Raw genomic sequence first — 21,002 nt, forward strand, 5'->3', positions numbered from 1 at the left:
CAAACGATCGCACTCAACAAGAACTAACTTGAGCTATACCTACCTTTCCTTTAACAAAGGGATTTCGCCCCAAGTCTTGTTTTTTGGGAGATGGTAGCTGGATTTAAGCTGTACTAGCGAACGCTGACGAAACCAGCTTGCTCAATTGCCCTTTGTCCTTGGTCAGTTAATAAAAGTTTGGTGTACGCATCTCCAATCTGTTGTTCCCGACCTTTGTTCTGCTTTATAATCACAAACAAATTAGCGATCATGGGATAGCTGCCATTTTTGATAGCTTCAGTATTTAGCTGGTTACGCTGACTTGGACATTGCTCAGGCGACACCATCGGTTCCCGATAGGGGGGAATTAGCTTATCAGAAGTCTGACCCAATGGCAAAGCTTTTACGCTACATTGAAAGACTACTGAACGGGCAGAAGCGTAATACACACCACCAGGGGTTTTACTGACTTGGCGCACCGCCTCTGTAGCAGAGTAGATATATTGTACGTTAGAGCCAAGTGCTTGCCCCTTTAAGTTGCTGTTGCTAGGAAATATTAGTGTATCTGCGTCTTCAGGTCGTTGGGAAAAAGGAGTGATGGGTAGATTTGTCCCACCGACTTGATTCCAGTTAGTAATTTTCCCCAAATAAATCTGCTGCAATTGGTCAACAGTTAAACCCGACACCTTAAGAGATGGGTTGACTACCACTGCTATTCCATCCATACCTACCTGACGTTGCTCAAGGGTGAAGCCTCGCTCTTTTGCAATAGCTTGTTCTTCGTCTGTAAGGGGACGAGAAGACTGAGCAAAGTCCAATTTCCCATCAAGCAACATCCGAATGCCTGAGCTAGAACCAGGGCTAGCATTAGTAGGGTCTACATAACGTAATTGTAGTTCCGGGCGATCGTTCTGAATCTGAGAATCTACTAATTGCCGGATAGATGCCCAAGCTGTACTACCTCCGTAGTTGAATGAGCCAGGAGGAACATTAGCAACTGTCTGAAAAGTTGATGCGTTTGCGTTATTGATGCTGTTGATATTTTGAGCAGAGGAAGAGTTAACACTGTTGCGGGATAATAAATTCGGCTTTAGTAACCACCAAAGCAATCCGCCAATAACCATCAGTGTTAGAACTTTACCAATAATCAAACCTCTGAGAAAGAGGCCGATTTCACCATTAATTAAAGATTTTCTTTGATTTGTATTGTCCATATTTTTAAATATTGTTTATTGTATTTATCTTACAGGAATCTCTAAGTATTTATCCTAGAATAATTTTCATAATATTTAGATTCAAAGTGAATATGTAATAGCTAGTTAATAGCTATCTTTATGATTGCTGTTAGATTCTTAACTTTTTCTAATGTATGACTCATATTTGATTTTTGAAAAAACTCAGTATGACTCAAAGAGCCTTCTTTACTGTTGTTTCTTGCCTATCTATGCAAATAAATATGGCTATGCCACGCTATGCGAACAGAAATCAAAGTTAACTGCTATGGTGAGATGCAGTTTGCTCTTTAGTAGTCTTTCTAATGCTGCAATTGCTTTTACAGGCTCCTCTTTTGGCTATTAAGCGATTCACATTAACATTACTGAACCTTTGCTCAACCAATTTTTCTATAAAATTATTTAATTGAGTGGGTTGGTTTGGAGATGATGCACCTGTATTAATAAATGTGTAGATTAAAACTATCACTATCAAACTAGTGGTGGCACCAAGCCCTATTCCTAGTAGTAAAATAAAGTTTCTATAATTTAGTAAATAAGTATCATCAGTGTTTTGGTTGATACCAACAAATTTTGAGGATTGTGGCAATTCCAGATCGGAATTAAGTGCTTGCAAAGCTTCTGCCGCCGACTGATAACGCTGATTATAGCGATCGCGAACCATTGTATCTAAAATATTTGCCAGATTGTCACTTACCTGTGCGCGATCGCGCCAAATAACTTCTCCAGTATTAGGATCTTCTTGTAGTTGCTCAGGGATTAAACCTGTCAAAGCTTGAATGCCAATCATCCCAACTGCATAGATATCGCTGCAAAGTTTTGGCTTTCCCTTAGCCTGTTCGCTTGGCATATAGCCAGGAGTCCCAACAGAAATTGTTAAGCCTGCTCCCAAAGCCCCAATTTTCTTAATACTCCCAAAATCAATTAGTACGATCTTTCCATCGGAGTATCGCCGCATTAAGTTTTGAGGCTTAATATCTCGGTGAATAATATCGTGTTGGTGGACGAAAGCCAGCACTTCTAAGATATCTTTTAATAAATTTAAGACTGTATTCTCGCTAAGACGCTGACCTGCTACAATTTCTTGAGTAAGGGCATGACCATCAATAAATTCCTGGACTAAATAGAAATCTCCATCTTCATTAAAATGGGCAAACAGTCTCGGAATTTGATCGTGATCGTTGCCTAGCTGGTATAAAACTTCCGCTTCCCGATCGAATAGCTTTTTAGCGATGGGTAGAACAGCAGGGTTGGAATCTTTCGGATGGAAATGTTTAACTACACAATGGGGTTGTCCTGGTAAATCCAAGTCAATGGCTAAGTAAGTATCACCAGAACCTCCACTTCCTAAGTGTTTGATAATTTCAAAGCGATTCCGAAGTATTTTTCTGTTGAGAGAGGATCGATGCCTGTTACGTATAGTACCCCTTAACAAGTAAGTATTACCAGATTCTCCGCTTTCCACCAATTTGACAGTTTCAAAGCGACTTCGGAGTGTTTTTCTGACTAGAGGGTTCTGGCTCATGTGGCGTATACTACTTCTTAATTTACTGACCATTCAGAGCTTGGGCGAGGTTATGAATAACTGCTTGCTGTTAGATTTGCTTGTATTTGCGGCAGTTAGCCATCGGGTGGCCTATAGTTCGGACAAGTACTTAGGCTAAGTTTGACCTTAGTTGCTTAATTGCTTTATTTAATACCTTTATAGGTATCTTAATACAAAATTCATTTATGAAATACTTTTGTAATTTTATCACTTAAGTAAATGTAACACTAGTCCACAGTCTTTCAACCGTGGGTAAAAGTTAACAATTCAAAACTCAAAAATGAAAAAAGCCCCCAATTGAGGGCTGATTAAGTTGTCCGCGTGGATTGAACAACTAATTAATTAATACTCACAGTAGATAAATTAATCCGAACAAAATAATCCAAATTACATCAACGAAGTGCCAGTAGATTTCAGCTGCTTCAATACCAAAGTGCTTTTCGTTACTATAGTGACCCGGAGTGCGCGATCGCCACAACACAGCAACAATTGCCAAAACGCCGATAGTAACGTGCAATCCGTGGAAACCAGTCAAAACGTAAAATGCACTAGCAAATAAATTGGTAGTTAAACCAAATTCTAAATGGGTATATTCATATACTTGACCGATCAAGAAAATAGCACCCATCGCAGCGGTAATTGCTAACCAGATTCGCGCACCTCGCGGATCGTTCTTTTTAATAGCAGTGTCGGCATTGTGCATGACAAAACTACTAGAAATTAGATTGATGGTGTTGACTCCAGGTAACAATAGTTCTAATTCTGGAGTCCCTGCTGGCGGCCACACGGGTAAGGTAGCACGGAAAGCCAAGTAAGCTCCGAACAGTCCCATAAAAATCATTCCTTCAGCAATCAGGAAGACATATAGTCCAAACAGGCGATGGTCTGGATGTTCTTCGTGATGACCGACGGACGCTTCCGCCGCGTGGTGATGATTCAGTTCCGTTTTAGCTGGGTCAATGATTTGACTTTGCATGAATTTTGATAAGTGGGGATTGGGGATTGGGGATTGGGGATTGGAGATTGGGGATTGGAGATTGGGGATTGGGGATTGGGGATTGGGGATTGGAGATTGGAGATTGGGGATTGGAGATTGGGGATTGGGGATTGGGGATTGGGGATTGGGGATTGGGGATTGGAAAATAGTATTTTGAATTTATTCCCTAGTCACCAGTTCCCAGTCCCCAATCCCCTGTTTATTTCCGGTCTTCGGGATTAGCGGCAACCTCTGGGTCGGGTTCTGCTCTTAATACTGAGTTTGGCCCGCCAGATAAGACGGGATTGGGATCGTATAAAGGTACACCTTCATTAGCATTTTCCAAACCGTAGTCGTAGGGGCCTGTAGCCAGCACTGGAGTTTGATCGAAATTTTCGATCGCAGGTGGTGAGGTTGTCATCCACTCTAAAGTAAGCGCCCTCCAAGGATTATTACCAGCTTTCTCGCCGTACAACCAACTCCAAATAGCATTGATGATGAAGGGGAATGTCGAAATTGCCAGTATGTAAGAACCATACGTACAGATTTCGTTCAATGTGGTGAATTTGGGGTCATATTGGGCAATCCGGCGATTCATGCCCATTAAACCTAGTTTGTGCATGGGTAAGAAGGTCATGTTTAGCCCGACAATTGTCAAGGCAAAGTGAACCTTACCCCAAAATTCGTTTACCATCCGTCCCGTCATTTTCGGGAACCAGTGGTAAATGGCTGCAAAAATCCCTAATACGCTACCGCCAAATAGGACGTAGTGCAAGTGGGCAACCACAAAATAAGTATCGTGAACGTGAATATCAAAGGGCACTGCTGCCAACATCACGCCACTGATGCCACCGATTACAAAAGTGCCAACAAAGCCGATAGCGAACAACATGGCACTGTTAAGCCGGATTTTTCCACCCCACATGGTTGCTAACCAGCTAAATATTTTAATCCCTGTGGGTACGGCGATGATCATGGTGGTGATCATAAAGAACATCCGTAACCAACCGGGGATACCGCTGGTAAACATGTGGTGCGCCCAAACAATTAGCCCCAAAAAGCTAATAGCAAGAGACGAATAAGCGATCGCTTTATAGCCAAAAATCGGCTTGCGAGAATGGATGGGGATAATTTCTGAAATTGCGCCAAAGAAGGGCAAAATCATGATGTAAACGGCTGGATGGGAGTAAAACCAAAACATGTGTTGGTATACTACAGGGTCGCCACCGCCAGTTGGGTTAAAAAATGTTGTACCGGCAATTAAGTCAAAGGAAAGTAGAATCAGACCTGCTGCTAAGACTGGGGTTGATACCAAAACCAGTGAGGAAGTAGCAAACATCGCCCAGCAAAACAAGGGCATTTTGTGGATGTCCATGCTAGGGATACGCATCTTGATCAATGTCACCAGGAAATTTATCGACCCCAAAATTGAGGACGTACCCAGCAGCAGGACACTCATAATCCAAATGCCCTCACCCACTTGTCCTGTTACCAAACTCAGGGGAGGGTAGGAAGTCCAACCGGCATCAGGTGCATCGCCTACCACTAAACTAGCGATTAGCAACACACCCGCAGGGGGAATCATCCAAAAGGCAACAGCATTCAGCCGAGGAAATGCCATATCTTTTGCCCCAATCATCAGGGGAATTAGATAGTTAGCAAATCCTGCTCCGGCTGGCACAATCCACAAGAAAATCATGATTGTGGCGTGCAGCGTGAATAGACTGTTGTAGACTTCTGGGGTGACAAAATCTACCTCTGGGGTTCGCAGTTCGGTGCGAACCAAGTCAGCCATTACGCCGCCAATGCAGTAAAAAATAAACGAAGTGACTAGGTATTGAATCCCAATCACCTTATGGTCGGTTTGAAAGCCAAAGAAGTCTTGCCATTTTCTGACCCCTGGTTCTTCAAGAAGGGCGGGGATATTGGCAGTTTCTTGCAACTGAGCTTGTGTCATAAGAGTGCTGAGTGCAAAGTGTTGAGTATTGAGTGACTAATGGTGAACTTGATGGAGGATTTCTGGTTTAATTCCCATGTCCTTGGTGTAAGGAGCGAGAAAATCATTTGGGGATAAATTCGCTGGGTTAACAGCAACGGCTTGATTTAGCGTTTCTTTGCTGGCAACTAGCTGTTCTTGCATCCATTTGCCAAATGCTTCTTCTGACTCAACAACTACTGGCGCTCTCATTGCACCGTGATAGGGGCCACAAAGTTCAGCACAGATCAGGACATAATCTCCTGCTATTTTGGGGGTGAAGCGAATATTGCTTTGCCTACCGGGGATCGCATCTTGTTTCAGGCGGAACTCTGGAACCCAAAAAGCATGGATGACATCGTTGGCTGTCATATTGATTTCCACTTCTCGCCCGATGGGGACGTGCATTTCACCTGTAGTGATACCAGTTTCAGGATAGGTGAAAATCCAGGCATATTGTAAACCTGTGACGTTGACCTGTAATTGTGCTGGTTTGCCTGCTTTATCAGGAGTTCCCCCAATCGTCGGGGCAACAATACCGACACCTGGGGCATTCCGCAGTTGGGGAATTTGGTCAGCATTACGAACTTCTGCCGTAGCTGGATCTTGCATTGCCTCATCAGATTTTTCTTGATTGAGGTTGGGTTCGGTGTTGGGAGGACTATCGCTTAAAGTTGCGGCCATAGCACTTCCATGCCCTGGCATTTTCATCGACTCCTGATTCATCGGTGCTTCATGGATAGCATGGGGATCAAAGCCACCGATTTCGTTGTAAACATCAAAGCTGTAAACAGAAATACCGATAACGATAATTGCTGGGATCGCCGTCCAGAGAATTTCTAGAGGTACATTGCCCTCAACTGGTGGGCCGTCTTCATTGTCACCTGCACGCCGACGGTATTTAAATGCGGAGTAAATTAAAATACCTTCAACGAGTAGAAATATCCCTGTAGAAACGATCATCATCGCGTTGAACAGACCATCCACCAAGACGGCTTCATCAGTGGCGGCTGCTGGCAACAGACCGTGATTTTGACCGTACCAAAAGCTGGCTAGCGTTAGCACGATGCCAATGAGTAATGTCCAGATGGAACTTGGAATCTTCACGGCTTACTTAATTGAATTTACTATGTTATCTCGAAGCTACTCACTTACTAAGGTAGTCTAGGCTGTCAGACATGGGGGACAAAGGTCTGAAATTTTTATTAATTTTTTTGGCTATTTTAGTAATTTTGAGTATGAGTTTACTATCATACAACGCCAAAAATAGATGCAAACCAGTGAAAAAATTTAAGGAAAAATTTATAATGCTTAAATTAATTGCCATTAACGGGTCGCCCCGATTCCTCACCAACTTGCTGTACTGAAGTTGATGAGGAATGGGCGCTCCGAGACTCTTTACTGGGGACTAGGAAAGAAGAGTATTTTTCCCAATTTTGGTTAGGGTTTGAATACCCATCAAAATTGTCCCAATCCCTAATCCCCAGTCCCCAGTCCCCAGTTCAATCAATTTCTGACATCTTGAAAAATACCTAAAGCTTCAGGCAAAACCTTGCTGGAGTGATTCAAAGTATAAGTGAGTGCTAATCTATAAACCTTTAGCCTATACGCTAGGGTGAAGATAGGACACTAAAAGAAGATTGAAAATTTTAAGAGAGCCACCAAGAGCAGGCAGAAGGTATCATTCATGAGCGAATTTGTCCTACAACAACAAAATGAAGCGGCTCTTGAGCAGCAAAAGCCCAAGGAAATGATTCGGCGCTTGGTGTGGAAAATATGCATAGCCACCTTAATTTTGATGGCAATAGGCAGTGCCACCCGCGTGATGAATGCTGGACTTGCTTGCCCAGACTGGCCCTTATGCTATGGCGAACTTGTGCCAGCCAAGCAAATGAATCTCCAGGTGTTTCTGGAGTGGTTTCACAGATTGGATGCAGCAATAATAGGTTTAAGCGCGATCGCACTTTTCGGTTTGTCCTGGTGGCATCGTCGTGTCTTACCCTCTTGGCTACCTTGGGCATCCACATTCGCCCTGTTTTTAATCGTCTTCCAAGGCATCTTGGGAGGACTCACCGTTACCGAACTGTTGCGGTTTGATATCGTTACCGCCCATTTAGGAACGGCGCTGTTATTTTTTAGTACGCTCCTGATTATCGGCACAGCACTCACCCCCTATCAGGGGAATGGAACCGTTGGGAAGTTGCCTTGGGTCGGTTTAACTGCTGCTGTTCTGGTTTACCTACAAAGTCTCTTGGGTGCTTTGGTAGGCTCTCGCTGGGCGCTACACCAATGCTTAGGCGGTTCTCAACTTTGTACTGTGATGTACAGCCATATTGCTGGTTTAGTGCCGCCAACAGTGGCAATCTTGGCAATGGTATTTATCTGTTGGCGGACACCAGCACTACATCCAGCCTTACGGCAACTGGCAAATATGGCTGGTGGGTTGTTGACATTACAAATCTTGTTGGGATTCGCCACTTTCAAATTACATCTCCAAGTCGAACCTCTCACCGTCTCTCATCAAGCTATAGGAGCAGCTTTGCTGGGTACTTTGGTGGCTTTCACAGTTCTTGCGTTGCGTGATTCAAGTGCTGAGTCACGAATGCTGAGTGTTGAGTAGGGAATGGGGCATTGGGAATGGGGCATTGGGCATGGGGCAATAATTAACAGTTCTTCTCCCCCTGCTCCCCCTGCTCTCCCCACTCCCCACTAAACGATGAAGGACGCAACGGCGAGTATTGCGACCTACGCGGGTGCAGAAAATCTGTGTTTTCGTTTGTCTGAAAGAGCCAGCTTGAGCATGGGCTGTATAGCTGTATATAAGTTTTTGTTGAAAAATAAGGAACCAGAGCCAAAATGATTGAGACTAATGTCTCTCGCCACCACCAAACATTCTTCCAGGTAGTTCAAAGTTATTACCAGCTAACGAAGCCTCGGATTATTCCGTTGCTTTTGATTACCACGGCTGGGAGTATGTGGATTGCTGCTAAGGGAGAAGTCGATCCATTGCTGTTGCTAGTAACTCTCACTGGTGGCACTTTGGCTGCTGCAAGCGCCCAGACGATTAACTGTATCTACGATCGCGATATTGATTATGACATGGAGCGGACGCGCCATCGTCCGATGCCTTCCGGTAAGGTTCAGCCGCGCGATGCTCTAATTTTTGCGATCGCACTGGCGACTCTTTCCTTTACACTCCTAGCAGTATTTGCCAATTTGTTAGCCGCCTCGCTAGCTTTCTCTGGCATCGTCTTTTATATTTTGGTCTATACTCACTGGCTAAAACGCCACACCACCCAGAATATCGTTGTTGGTGGGGCGGCTGGGGCAATTCCGGCGTTAGTGGGTTGGGCTGCTGTCACGGGCACTTTAAGCTGGTCAGCATGGTTACTTTTTGGCATCGTCTTTTTGTGGACACCACCCCATTTCTGGGCTTTAGCCCTGATGATTAAGGATGACTACGCAAAAGTTGGGATACCAATGTTACCTGTGATTGAAGGTACTATAGTAACCGTGAAGCAGATTTGGTACTATACGCTGCTAACTGTAGTTGCAACCGTGTTATTGTTTTATCCCTTGGGCGCGAGTGGAATTCTTTATGCTGCGATCGCTGTAAGTCTGGGAGGATTATTTATCCACAAGTCTTGGCGGTTGTTGCAAAATCCAGAGGATCGCGCTGTAGCTAAAGAGTTGTTTCTCTTTTCCATCTCCTACATGATGCTGTTGTGTCTGGGGATGGTAGTTGATAGTCTTCCCGTTACCCATAATTTAATTAATGCAGCGATCAATCAGTTGCATTTTATAGCTTAGGGGATGGAAAATTTAGCGATCGCGTTTGGTAAAGGGGCGCGATCGCATCTCTAAAACTTAAAATCCATTGAGCAAATTTACTTCTAGTGGCGGCTCCAGTCTCAAGTTACTTTTGCTAGCGTAGTGATATAGAGTTTATCGCTCCCCAGCAAGCGCGTGGAGGCAAAAGGATTAATATGGCTCATTTAAATCAGCGTCGTCCCCAAAATGTCAACGGCGATTTTTATGTAGATACTACCTGTATTGATTGTGATACCTGTCGCTGGATGGCTCCTGAAGTATTTTATGATGTAGATGACCAATCGGCTGTTTATCATCAACCAACTAATGAAACGGAAAGATTAGCCGCACTGCAAGCACTTTTAGCTTGTCCTACCAGTTCTATTGGCACAGTTGAGAAACCCAAAGATATCAAAGTAGCTCAAGAAAAGTTTCCAATATTAGTAACGGAAAATATTTACCACTGCGGCTATCATTCTGAAAAATCTTACGGTGCTGCTAGCTATTTAATTCAACTTCCAGAAGGTAACATTTTAGTGGATTCGCCCCGGTTTACGCCGCCTTTAGTCAAGCGTTTAGAAGAACTGGGGCCGATTCGTTATATGTACCTAACTCATAAGGATGATGTGGCAGATCATCAGAAATTTGCCGAGCATTTTCAGTGCGATCGCATCCTCCACGTTGATGATATTACTGCGGATACTCGCAATGTAGAAATACAGCTAACTGGTGCTGAACCATTTACTTTGACACCAGATTTATTAATTATCCCAGTTCCCGGTCACACCAAAGGACAAACCGTCCTACTTTATCAAAATAAGTTTCTCTTCACTGGCGATCATCTCGCTTGGTCAGAAAGCTTGCATCAACTAGCTGCATTCCACAATGCCTGCTGGTATTCTTGGTCAGAACAGACTAAATCGATGCGTAACTTGGCTAATTACTCTTTTGAGTGGGTGCTACCAGGTCATGGGCGAAGGTTTCATGCTGATAGGGAAACCATGCGCCAGCAGATGCACAAGTGTATTGAGTTAATGGAATCTTTGGATTGACCGAATAATTCATAATTATTTGGTCATCTGAAAAAGCCCACGAAGAACTTAACCCCCTAACCTTCTTGCCGACGCGGGAAGGGGGAAAATTCAAAGTCTCTCTCTTTTTAGGCTACGGTGTACACACAAGTATGACCAGTATAGGTTTCAACTCTTCTAATAGTTTCGTAGGGTGCGTTATGGACACGCCGAAATAACAAATGAGTATGCCGAAATAACAAATTTAAGGAAGGGATTGGGGGTTAAATCTGTACTGCACTCAACTGAGAACCGCTACATATTGCATACAAACCAGCGATCGCTATAACCTGGGTTTTAGAACCCTTTTACCCAGACACGGATTATGAAAAAGCTGATCAACAAGCCAGAAGACTTTGTGCGGGAAAGTCTAGAAGGTATGGCGGCGGCTCATTCCGATTTAATTAAACTGAACTACGATCCTACTTTTGTCTATCGAGCCGATGCACCTATTCCGGGTAAAGTAGCAATTATTTCAGGTGGTGGCAGTGGACATGAACCCATGCACGCTGGCTTCGTAGGCAAAGGAATGCTTGATGCAGCTTGTCCTGGTGAGGTTTTCACTTCACCGACTCCCGACCAAATGCTAGAAGCAGCCAAACGAGTAGATGGAGGCTCTGGTATCCTTTATATCGTCAAAAATTACAGTGGCGATGTGATGAACTTTGAAATGGCCACGGAATTAGCCCGTGCTGAGGGTATCCGAGTCTTAAATATTTTAATTGATGACGACGTAGCAGTTAAGGATAGCCTCTATACCCAAGGACGGCGGGGTGTGGGAACAACAATACTGGCGGAAAAAATTTGTGGCGCGGCGGCTGAGGCTGGGTATGATTTGCCACAAATAGCAAATTTATGTCGCCGAGTAAATCTGAATGGGCGAAGTATGGGAATTGCCCTAACATCTTGTACAGTCCCCGCTAATGGAACGCCAACATTTGAATTGAGCGATCGCGAAATTGAATTAGGTATCGGTATCCACGGTGAACCAGGAATAGAACGTACAGCTATCAAATCAGTAGATGAAATTACCGAAGTTTTGACGCGATCGCTCATTGAGGATAAAGCATACAGCCGCATACTACGCGAATGGGATGAAGATAAAGGAGAATGGATAGATGTAGAACTAACAAATCTACCATTTGCAAAAGGCGATCGCCTATTAGCTTTCGTCAATAGTATGGGTGGAACCCCAATTTCTGAACTGTATATTGTTTACCGCAAACTCGCCCAAATCTGCGAACAGCAAGGATTGCAAATTGTGCGAAACTTAATCGGCCCTTACATCACATCTCTAGAAATGCAAGGTTGCTCCATTACCCTGCTGAAATTAGATGATGAAATGATCCGGTTATGGGATGCACAAGTAAAAACACCAAGTTGGCGCTGGGGAATTTAACTAATTACGAATTATTATGGTAACTCAAGCGCAGATATTGCAATGGTTAGAGGCTTATGCAACTGATATAGAGGAGAATAAAGCATATTTGACAGAATTAGATGCTGCGATCGGAGATGCCGATCACGGTATCAATATGGATCGTGGCTTTAAAAAGGTAAGTATTCAGTTACCAACTCTTATAGACAAGGACATCAGCAACATTCTCAAAAGTGTCAGTATGACCTTGATTTCTTCCATTGGCGGTGCAAGTGGCCCTCTTTATGGAACCTGGTTTTTACGAGCCAGTACAGCAGTAGCAGATAAGCAAGAATTAACAGCAGAAGATGTGTTAGAGCTACTCCAGGCAGGCTTAGACGGTGTGCTGCAACGTGGCAAAGCTCAACTAGGAGACAAAACAATGGTGGATGTACTGTCTCCATCTGTAGACGCTTTTAGGCAGTCTGTAGGAGAGGGAACGCTGGAAGCGATGCAACAGGCTGTAGCAGCAGCCCAAAGGGGATTAAAAGAAACTATACCAATGCAAGCGAGGAAGGGACGGGCTAGCTATCTGGGGAAACGGAGTATCGGACATCCAGATCCAGGAGGGACTTCTGCTTATTTGATGTTGAAAAGTTTACTAGGGGTATTGGATAGTTCTAGGTAATACTATTTTTTCCAACTTATCTGGTTATTTGATTCACAACAGATGCACTCTGAATACGCCATTTACCTCGTTCTCGAATCAAATCATACCTAACTCGCAAATTATCGTTAGAAGAGTTTTTAAACTGACCATTTTCATATAACTGCGTCACTTCCTTTACCGTAGCTTCCACTGCTGCCCGATCTGCAAATAAATCAATTTTCTCGACAGATTCCACTTTTAAACTATGGCTGTACTTGCGGTAGCGATTGTCTGACCTATCCTGTTGAGCAATCAGCCGCCATTGAGATAAAGCTGAACCTGTTAAAATCTGGTCTAAATTATTAATCTCATGATTTGGCCCTAAAGCTGCGGCTTTGGTAGATAACCAAGTCCCAATAACTTTCTCTGCCGTTGTCTTTGTTAAAGGGCCTTCTTCTGATTCTAGTTTGCTATTTGCATCAGGAATAGATACTGGTGGTTGATTTATCCCTATAACCAACCGTGGCTCGTTCGGAGAGAGTGGAGGAAAAAACAGATTTTTTAACCATCCAAAAGTTGTTGTGGCTAACACCCAAAAAACTAATATACTTACCAAGGAAATAAACACTCTCCATACGAGCCGTGTTTTTCCTTCTATGGTGTTCGCAAAAGTTCGCCGCCGCCGGGGACGACGAGCATGAGGACGATTATCTAGTACACGCTCTCGGCTCACAGATGGAGTTGGTTTTCTCCTTCTGCGCTTTTGATTATGACTGGGCGCGGGACTTTTACCTGAACCGTTCAAATGCTGATTAGTGTCTCTGCTCACCCGTTCAGCAGCAGGAACCTCTGATTTTACACTTTCAGATGAATTCCACAGAGGCGGTGAGAAGTTTGGATATTCAGGTATTTCTTTTATTGGTGTTTCTGGTAAATCTGAGTTAGGCGTTCTGCTGTGATTAGATTGCCCTGAATTCCTAGTTGAATTGTTGTGGAAATGAGGATTATTTGTCTTAGACCGAGGAAAAGACTGGGGGTTAATTACAGTCCATTCATTAGTTGTTTCTGCATCATTTGGCAGTGCTTCTAAATAAGCTTGCACTTGTTGGTTAGCAAAGTAATCTTTTAGGAAAGCTTGCTGGTTTGCTAAATCTCGGAAATGGGGAAATACTTCGTGTTGCAACCACTGTTCGGCATATAGACACAGCCCAGGTAATAAATCTGGAGAGTCTTGAGATTTTTCCCGAATAAAAGCTAAAGCCTCGTACTCCTGACTAAGTTCTAAAACCCGAGTTGCTTCTTCAGTTTGTCCCAAAAGTAACGCACATAACGACTGTTCTAAATGGACATCTTGGCGCTTACCCAGACGCAGAAGCATTTGCCTTGCTTGACGAATTAAAGCAGGTTGCCGTTGAGCAAATCCCCGTGCTATCAATGCATAAACAGCTAAGTAAGTGGCAACAGCAGAAGAACGTTTGCTTTGGGCTTCAAATAACTTGTGCTGTTCTGCGACTGTTAAGTGGTTGCGTAACTGCTGGATAAATCGCAGAAAGTCATCTATATTTAAGCCAGAGTCATCATTGTTTGTGCCATCAATGCCACCACGATCTTCTAAAAGATTTTGCAATAATTCCAAGCCTTGGCTGCGTTCGGCAGTCTTTTCTTGAGGTAGTGCCAACAACTCCAAAATTCGATATGGTCGCAATTTATAAAGATCCGCCTGAATTTCCGCCTGGACACTAGAGAACAACCCTTCGCGTACTAGCAGTTCTTGCCCAGTTTCTAGGGATATGGCAGCATTTTCGTAGTGACCTTGCTGCCACTGTTCGCGACCTAATTCTAAACAAGCAAGGGCAACAGTGAGAACAACATTAGGATGTTCTGCATTTTCATAAATTTCTTCGTCTGCTAAATTACTGCTCTTTCTTGCACTTGTAGCACCATTTTTATTTACCAGGTACGGACGACCTAGTTTTAAAACAAGTTCATATTCCCCCAACTCTTGCAAAATTAATAAAGCACCAACTAATTCGTCTTGGGTAATTTCGATACCCAGACTTTGAGTGTCAATACCCCTTTTAGTGCTTTCTGGACGATTTTCCAGCGCTACTGCGGCAGCAGCAAGGTTATCAGGGTCATAGGCATGGGCAAGATAAAGCTGATCGTAGGTACTGCGTTGTTTTGGATCTGATAAAACCACGTAAGCTTCTTCTATGAGTTGTTTACGAGAAGAAATTGCTGCCTGAGAATACTCACGTCGTGGCAATTGTACAATGCGATCGCTGTATGCCTGACGCAATTGTTCTTCACTTGCCGCCAACGGTAGTCCTAAAATTCGGTAGTAATCTAGCGGAATTCGCACAGCCTACTTCCCCTGCACCGTGATCAACATAATTTACCTAGAGCTTTCCAGGTCTGTAAAACCGTGCCATAAAAATGCCGTGTAGAACTTACTCTACAAGTGTATATTGCAACAACTTGTTTTGTACCTTCCCGAAATTTTGAGTCACATTTTAGTACTAATTTTTTGCTTTCGCCTAGAAAGCCTCAATTGTTTGTCTTAATTCTTAGTATTTTTGTTTAACACAGACTATTATCAGCCTTCGATACCACAAACCACAACTACCGCTTTTAATCACGGCATAAATGTTGTGGTTCCTAGAATCTATTGATGATTGATTTTTTCGGTACTTTCCCAGTATGCAGTAACAAAAATACTACTATGGGGAATTGACCCTGATAACAAGAGAACAAGATGATATCATAATTAACCTTTAATTACAATTACCTACTTGGGTCTATAGATTTTTGCGTCCTTTTTTTTAAATTGTTAGTGGATATGCAGAAAGCAGTCGATCTTGATTGCTAGTCTATGAAGGGGAAAAGTGAGAGAGAATAACTTAAAGCAACATATATTGTCGTTAAAGTCAAATCCTCACGGGGTATGGGCTGAAAAGTTAAAAATCAAAAATTAAAAATTCACCTATTCCCTAAGACCCTTTTTTGGTGCATAAATAAAGTTTGATTGTTGAGTCTTACAAACGCTAGCCTGTTAAAAGCTGAGGTTTTAGCAGACCAACTTATTTAAGACCGTAACTTTAAGTTGTACAACAGGGATACTCAAAAATAATGGTTCAAGAGCGTACTTTACCCACATTTAATCCTGCTAATACGCGCATTACTAAAGAAGAAGGATTATGGTTGTATGAAGACATGGTATTAGGGCGCTTGTTTGAAGACAAGTGCGCTGAAATGTACTACAGGGGCAAAATGTTTGGTTTTGTCCATTTGTACAACGGTCAAGAAGCAGTTTGTACTGGTGTTGTCCAGTCAATGCGACCAGGTGAAGATTACGTTTGTAGTACTTACCGCGACCACGTTCATGCTTTAAGTGCGGGTGTACCAGCAAGAGAGGTAATGGCAGAATTATTTGGCAAAGCCACAGGTTGCAGCAAAGGGCGCGGTGGTTCTATGCACATGTTTTCTGCCGAACATCGCTTGCTGGGTGGCTATGCTTTTGTGGCTGAGGGAATTCCTGTAGCAGCTGGAGCAGCTTTTCAAAGCAAATACCGCCGCGAAGTGCTGGGAGATAAAAACGCTGACCAAGTGACAGCTTGCTTTTTTGGTGACGGTGCAGCTAATAATGGTCAGTTTTTTGAGACACTAAATATGGCAGCTTTATGGAAACTGCCAATTCTGTTTGTAGTCGAAAATAATAAGTGGGCCATTGGGATGTCTCACGAACGGGCGACTTCCCAGCCAGAGATTTATAAAAAAGCCAGTGTGTTTAACATGGTGGGCGTGGAAGTAGATGGCATGGATGTACTAGCAGTCCGAGCCGTGGCTCAAGAAGCCGTAGCCCGTGCCCGTGCGGGTGAAGGCCCAACATTAATTGAGGCGCTGACCTACCGCTTTCGGGGTCACTCATTGGCTGACCCAGATGAAATGCGAAGCAAAGCGGAGAAAGAATTTTGGTTCGCCCGCGACCCAATTAAGAAGTTGGCAGCTTATTTGCTGGAGCAAAATTTGGCGGATGAAGGAGAAATCAAAGCTATCGATCGGAAAATTCAGGATGTAATCGACGAAGCCGTTAAATTCGCCGAAGACAGCCCCGAACCAGACCCCAGCGAGTTATATCGTTTCGTGTTTGCAGAAGACGAGTAAATTCTGGGAATTGGGGACTGGGGACTGAGTATTGGGATACTGGAAAGATTTCCCAATCCCTAATCCCTAATCCCTAATCCCTAATCCCTAATCCCTAATCCCTAATCCCTAATCCCAGGACTAAAATTTGTGTTTAGCATTGCAGTTCAACAGCAACAGTACAAGACGTACATTCTTTCTGACGAAGCCGCTGGTTCTCAATTGGAAGTCGTACCCGAACGCGGTGGGATTGTCACCTGTTGGCGCATTCAAGGACAAGAAATTTTCTACCTGGATACTGAACGCTTTACTCACCCTGAGTTGAGCGTCAGAGGTGGGAATCCAATTTTGTTTCCGATTTGTGGCAATCTACCAGATAATACTTACACTCATAACGGTCAAAAATATACTCTCAAGCAACACGGTTTTGCGCGGGAATTGCCGTGGAAAGCAACAGAACAAAAAACTGGAGATAAAGCTAGCCTCACTGTTGTTCTTGATAGTAATGAGCAAACTAAGGCAGTTTATCCTTTTGATTTTCAGCTAGCTTTCACCTACGAACTTCAAGGTAATACTCTAGAAGTTCGGCAGCAGTATAAAAACTTGTCATCCACACCAATGCCTTTTTCGGCTGGTTTCCATCCCTACTTTTTGTGTGGTGATAAAACTCAGCTAGAGGTTGAAATTCCCTCTAAGCAGTATCAAGATAATCAAACTAAGGAAATTCACTCTTTTGACGGCAATTTTGACTTTAGCCGTGATGAAATTGATTTTGCCTTTGGAAAGTTAACGAGTCAATCGGCTACTGCGACAGATGGCAGTCGGAAGTTAAAACTGACCTTGGATTATGATGATTTCTCTACTTACCTGGTATTTTGGACAGTCAAAGGCAAAGAATTCTACTGTCTAGAACCGTGGAGTGCAACTCGTAACTCTCTCAATACTGGTGATAACCTGACTGTGTTAGCGCCAGGAGCTAGCCACACAGCATCTATAAGGTTGACTGCTAATTTTTTATAAACCACTTTACAAATCTACAGATGTATATGCTATGATGGCAAAGTTGCGAAATAAAGCGAAAGGGTCGCTAACTCAACGGTAGAGTACTCGGCTTTTAACCGATTAGTTCCGGGTTCGAATCCCGGGCGACCCATATAGAAGTTTAAAAAATACTCGCTGAAGCTTTTGAGATGAAAGTAGAAGCGAGTTTTATTGTTAGGAAATTTCTGAATCCGATCGCTGTTGGGAACCAAAAATTTTCGGATCAGCGATCGCTTTTTACTAAAGATAAAAAAGATTACAGTTTAAGCGAAATTAACGAAGTTGTCAGTCATTTCAGTAATTATACGGTTACTTAAGTGCGAGTTAAAGGTGAATAACTGAATTGAGCTTTTCAACTGGAAGTAACACATGCGGGCGAATTTTGAGCAATCTGTCCTCCAACAGGCTCCTCACGCAGATGAAGCTTACAAATCACTAGCGTATTATCACCTTTATCGGGGGGATTGGGCGCAAGGGGTAGGGGTAGATGAATGGTCAATTTGTACAAACTGCTACTAACATCAATGGAATCAAAAACATTGATGGAGTACTAAAATACACGAGTACTCCATAAACAATAATTATTTTCTTCTCTTTTTATTTTTTTGATGATGTGTAGGGCGATCGCTTGTCTTATCCAAGGAAGTGCGATCGCTCTTTTTAATTGCAGTCAGCGCGTTAAATTACATTAACTATGCACAATATAGTCCCAAATGCAATAGTCAGAGGAAAAGGCGATCGCGGCATCTGTCACCGAAACAGTTTGAAATCACCATTTTAGATAACTGGGCTACCATAACTACTAGATGTAGAGTAACTAAATGTACAGCAATACAGACCAACTGTGGGCATAGTACAGCAGTATAGAGCATAATTTATAGTAACAATGGCGTAAAGTTTTTCAACATAGATACACCACACTAGTTATAATTTCCTATAAGTTGAAAAAACTCTTAAGATTTAGCGTAATGATTACGCTTCTCTCAGACCGACTAGCTGACAACCACATTAGGAGGATTATCTATGGCGCTTGTACCACTGCGGCTGCTGTTGGATCACGCAGCTGAAAACGGTTACGGCATCCCAGCTTTTAACGTTAACAATTTGGAGCAGATTCAAGCGATCATGAAAGCTGCTGTCGATACAGATAGCCCTGTAATTTTGCAAGCTTCACGCGGCGCTCGTAATTATGCGGGAGAAAATTTTCTACGCCACCTGATTTTGGCAGCAGTAGAAACCTATCCTCAGATTCCCATTGTCATGCACCAAGATCATGGTAATGCCCCTTCTACTTGCTATTCAGCAATGAAGAACAACTTCACTAGCGTGATGATGGATGGTTCTTTAGAAGCTGATGCGAAAACTCCCGCTAGCTTCGAGTACAACGTTAACGTTACCCGCGAAGTTGTAAACGTAGCTCATGCTCTAGGTGTCAGTGTTGAAGGTGAACTCGGTTGTTTGGGTTCTCTGGAAACTGGTGCTGGTGAAGCTGAAGATGGTCACGGGTTTGAAGGTACACTCGACCACTCACAACTGCTAACCGACCCTGATGAAGCTGTTGAATTCGTAGAAGCAACCCAAGTAGATGCTTTGGCTGTTGCCATCGGCACAAGCCACGGCGCTTACAAGTTTACCCGTAAGCCGACTGGCGAAATTTTGGCCATCAGCCGCATTGAAGAAATTCACCGCCGTCTGCCCAACACGCACTTGGTAATGCACGGTTCTTCCTCGGTACCTGAAGATTTGCTTGCACTGATTAACCAGTATGGTGGTGCAATTCCTGAAACCTACGGTGTACCTGTAGAAGAAATCCAAAAAGGTATTAAGAGTGGTGTACGTAAAGTAAACATCGACACCGACAACCGTTTGGCTATTACTGCTGCTGTACGTGAAGCTTTGGCTAAAAAACCAGAGGAATTTGACCCCCGTCACTTCCTCAAGCCTTCTATTACATACATGCAAAAGGTTTGTGCTGAACGCTATCAGCAATTTGGCACAGCTGGCAACGCCAGCAAGATTAAGCAAATTTCCTTAGAAGATTTTGCTGCTAAATATGCTAAAGGTGAACTTAACGTTGTTACCAAGGCAGCTGCTAAAGTTTAATTTTGACAACTAATAAATGGGGGCATAGTTTTGCTATGCTCCTAAAAAACTGAGGATTTTAATGTTGTCAGAAACCGGGTAAACACCCGGTTTTTTGTTTTATTCATCAGGTTTGGGAATGGGGCATTGGGCATTGAAAAGAGTCAGAGGGGCGGGGGAAAACTCTTTTCCCTTGTTAATTGAACCCTGCACCCTGCACCCTGCACCCTTGCTTCTTCCCCTACCTAGAATACTCGATGTTGTAAAGAGGGCATTTGACGGCGGACTTGTTCGAGTCTAGTGGGCTTGATTTCTGCGATCGCAATTCCCGGTTTTTCCCCAGCATCGGCTAAAATTGCGCCCCAAGGGTCGATAATAACGGCGTGTCCGTGGGTTAGACGGCGGCCATAGTTGTTACCTGTTTGGGCAGGAGCAATGACGTAGGCTGTATTTTCGATGGCTCTGGCTTGTAGTAGTACTTGCCAGTGGTCTTTGCCGGTAAAGGCGGTAAAGGCGGCGGGAATAAAGATAACATCCGCTCCTTTATCTGCTAGATGACGGTACAGTTCAGGGAAGCGGACATCATAACAAATAGAAAGCCCTAGATTACCCAGTTTTTCTGAGAAATGGACGGGGGGTAGTTGCGTACCAGCTACAACAGTACTGGATTCCCGATAGGTGTTGCCGTCAGGGACATCAACATCAAATAAGTGTACTTTGTAGTAGCGGGCAAGTTCTTGGCCGCTTGGATCGATAAGTAGAGTGGTGTTATAAACTTTGCCTGTATTGTCTACGGGAAGTGGAAAGCTGCCGCCCAAGATAGTAACTTGAAAGCGTTGAGCCATTTTTTTGAGAAATTTTTCACTTTCAAGAGCGATCGCATCACCTTGCGCGAGTTTATCTTTTTCTTCTCCCATATAGGAAAAGTTTTCTGGCAAGCCTACCAATTCAGCACCTTGACGCACGGCAAGCTCTATTAATTCTTCTGCCTGAGCCAAATTTTTGTGTAGATCGGGCACACTTGTCAATTGAATAGCGGCGGCTAAATAAGACTTCATAGATTCAACAACGAACAGTTGATTTATGGGAGATAGATTATCAAAATATATCGCTACTTCAACATCTATGGAACTTAATTAGAA

The 21,002-nt window shown here is 43.4% G+C and carries 18 protein-coding genes and 1 tRNA gene; 12 read left to right on the forward strand and 7 right to left on the reverse strand.

Annotated elements, in window-relative coordinates; genetic code table 11:
* Window positions 1-113: 113 nt before the first annotated feature.
* The 3 genes from V7K55_RS19815 to V7K55_RS19825 all read right to left on the reverse strand — a co-directional run bounded on the left by V7K55_RS19815 (window position 114) and on the right by V7K55_RS19825 (window position 3,733).
* Window positions 114-1,193 (reverse strand): PstS family phosphate ABC transporter substrate-binding protein, encoded by a 1,080-nt coding sequence (locus V7K55_RS19815; RefSeq protein ID WP_334834312.1) that lies wholly within the window; start codon window positions 1,191-1,193, stop codon window positions 114-116.
* A 277-nt stretch (window positions 1,194-1,470) separates the two neighbouring features.
* Window positions 1,471-2,736 (reverse strand): serine/threonine-protein kinase, encoded by a 1,266-nt coding sequence (locus V7K55_RS19820; protein WP_334834313.1) that lies wholly within the window; start codon window positions 2,734-2,736, stop codon window positions 1,471-1,473.
* A 370-nt stretch (window positions 2,737-3,106) separates the two neighbouring features.
* A complete protein-coding gene (locus V7K55_RS19825) occupies window positions 3,107-3,733 on the reverse strand; it encodes a cytochrome c oxidase subunit 3 (protein ID WP_334834314.1) in 627 nt (208 codons plus the stop codon).
* Here V7K55_RS19825 and V7K55_RS19830 point away from each other — a divergent pair.
* Window positions 3,732-3,911 (forward strand): hypothetical protein, encoded by a 180-nt coding sequence (locus V7K55_RS19830; protein ID WP_334834315.1) that lies wholly within the window; start codon window positions 3,732-3,734, stop codon window positions 3,909-3,911. The genes V7K55_RS19825 and V7K55_RS19830 overlap by 2 nt on opposite strands.
* A 42-nt stretch (window positions 3,912-3,953) precedes the next feature.
* Here the strand turns inward: V7K55_RS19830 and ctaD are convergent, their stop codons facing one another.
* Together ctaD and V7K55_RS19840 are read right to left on the reverse strand one after the other, a co-directional pair.
* A complete protein-coding gene (ctaD, locus tag V7K55_RS19835) occupies window positions 3,954-5,690 on the reverse strand; it encodes a cytochrome c oxidase subunit I (RefSeq protein WP_334834316.1) in 1,737 nt (578 codons plus the stop codon).
* Window positions 5,691-5,726: 36 nt separating this feature from the next.
* Window positions 5,727-6,815, reverse strand: a complete 1,089-nt coding sequence (locus V7K55_RS19840; protein ID WP_334834318.1) for a cytochrome c oxidase subunit II — start codon at window positions 6,813-6,815, stop codon at window positions 5,727-5,729.
* Between the two features lie 580 nt (window positions 6,816-7,395).
* Between V7K55_RS19840 and V7K55_RS19845 the strand changes: the two genes are divergently transcribed.
* The 5 genes from V7K55_RS19845 to dhaL all read left to right on the forward strand — a co-directional run bounded on the left by V7K55_RS19845 (window position 7,396) and on the right by dhaL (window position 12,633).
* Window positions 7,396-8,328 (forward strand): COX15/CtaA family protein, encoded by a 933-nt coding sequence (locus V7K55_RS19845; protein ID WP_334834319.1) that lies wholly within the window; start codon window positions 7,396-7,398, stop codon window positions 8,326-8,328.
* A 236-nt stretch (window positions 8,329-8,564) separates the two neighbouring features.
* Window positions 8,565-9,518: a heme o synthase gene (locus V7K55_RS19850; protein ID WP_334834321.1), complete on the forward strand. Its 954-nt coding sequence runs from the start codon at window positions 8,565-8,567 to the stop codon at window positions 9,516-9,518.
* Between the two features lie 176 nt (window positions 9,519-9,694).
* The gene (locus V7K55_RS19855; protein ID WP_334834322.1) at window positions 9,695-10,570 is read left to right on the forward strand and encodes an MBL fold metallo-hydrolase; all 876 of its coding nucleotides are present in this window, start codon (window positions 9,695-9,697) and stop codon (window positions 10,568-10,570) included.
* Between the two features lie 343 nt (window positions 10,571-10,913).
* A complete protein-coding gene (gene dhaK, locus V7K55_RS19860) occupies window positions 10,914-11,987 on the forward strand; it encodes a dihydroxyacetone kinase subunit DhaK (RefSeq protein ID WP_334834324.1) in 1,074 nt (357 codons plus the stop codon).
* A 16-nt stretch (window positions 11,988-12,003) separates the two neighbouring features.
* Window positions 12,004-12,633, forward strand: coding sequence for a dihydroxyacetone kinase subunit DhaL (gene dhaL / locus V7K55_RS19865; RefSeq protein WP_334834326.1), 630 nt, complete (start codon window positions 12,004-12,006; stop codon window positions 12,631-12,633).
* 16 nt (window positions 12,634-12,649) lie between these two features.
* On the opposite strand, the gene V7K55_RS19870 is transcribed toward dhaL, so the two are convergent.
* Complete coding sequence (locus tag V7K55_RS19870; protein ID WP_334834327.1) at window positions 12,650-14,956, reverse strand: IMS domain-containing protein; 2,307 nt, start codon at window positions 14,954-14,956, stop codon at window positions 12,650-12,652.
* A 767-nt stretch (window positions 14,957-15,723) separates the two neighbouring features.
* Between V7K55_RS19870 and pdhA the strand changes: the two genes are divergently transcribed.
* The 6 genes from pdhA (at window position 15,724) to fba (ending at window position 19,881) form a co-directional block, all read left to right on the forward strand.
* Window positions 15,724-16,758 carry a pyruvate dehydrogenase (acetyl-transferring) E1 component subunit alpha gene (gene pdhA, locus V7K55_RS19875; RefSeq protein ID WP_334834328.1) on the forward strand — a complete coding sequence of 345 codons (1,035 nt, stop codon included), beginning with the start codon at window positions 15,724-15,726 and terminating at the stop codon, window positions 16,756-16,758.
* Window positions 16,759-16,887: 129 nt separating this feature from the next.
* A complete protein-coding gene (locus tag V7K55_RS19880) occupies window positions 16,888-17,757 on the forward strand; it encodes an aldose epimerase family protein (RefSeq protein ID WP_334834329.1) in 870 nt (289 codons plus the stop codon).
* 61 nt (window positions 17,758-17,818) lie between these two features.
* Window positions 17,819-17,890: transfer RNA gene (locus V7K55_RS19885), tRNA-Lys, on the forward strand.
* Between the two features lie 37 nt (window positions 17,891-17,927).
* Window positions 17,928-18,095 (forward strand): hypothetical protein, encoded by a 168-nt coding sequence (locus V7K55_RS19890; protein ID WP_334834330.1) that lies wholly within the window; start codon window positions 17,928-17,930, stop codon window positions 18,093-18,095.
* Window positions 18,096-18,147: 52 nt separating this feature from the next.
* A complete protein-coding gene (locus V7K55_RS19895) occupies window positions 18,148-18,297 on the forward strand; it encodes a hypothetical protein (protein WP_334834331.1) in 150 nt (49 codons plus the stop codon).
* Between the two features lie 504 nt (window positions 18,298-18,801).
* A complete protein-coding gene (gene fba, locus V7K55_RS19900) occupies window positions 18,802-19,881 on the forward strand; it encodes a class II fructose-bisphosphate aldolase (protein WP_334834332.1) in 1,080 nt (359 codons plus the stop codon).
* Window positions 19,882-20,105: 224 nt separating this feature from the next.
* Here the strand turns inward: fba and V7K55_RS19905 are convergent, their stop codons facing one another.
* Window positions 20,106-20,918 (reverse strand): carbon-nitrogen hydrolase family protein, encoded by an 813-nt coding sequence (locus V7K55_RS19905; RefSeq protein WP_334834333.1) that lies wholly within the window; start codon window positions 20,916-20,918, stop codon window positions 20,106-20,108.
* Window positions 20,919-21,002: the final 84 nt, after the last annotated feature.

The sequence above is a fragment of the Nostoc sp. genome (assembly GCF_036919895.1).
Classification (GTDB): domain Bacteria; phylum Cyanobacteriota; class Cyanobacteriia; order Cyanobacteriales; family Nostocaceae; genus Nostoc.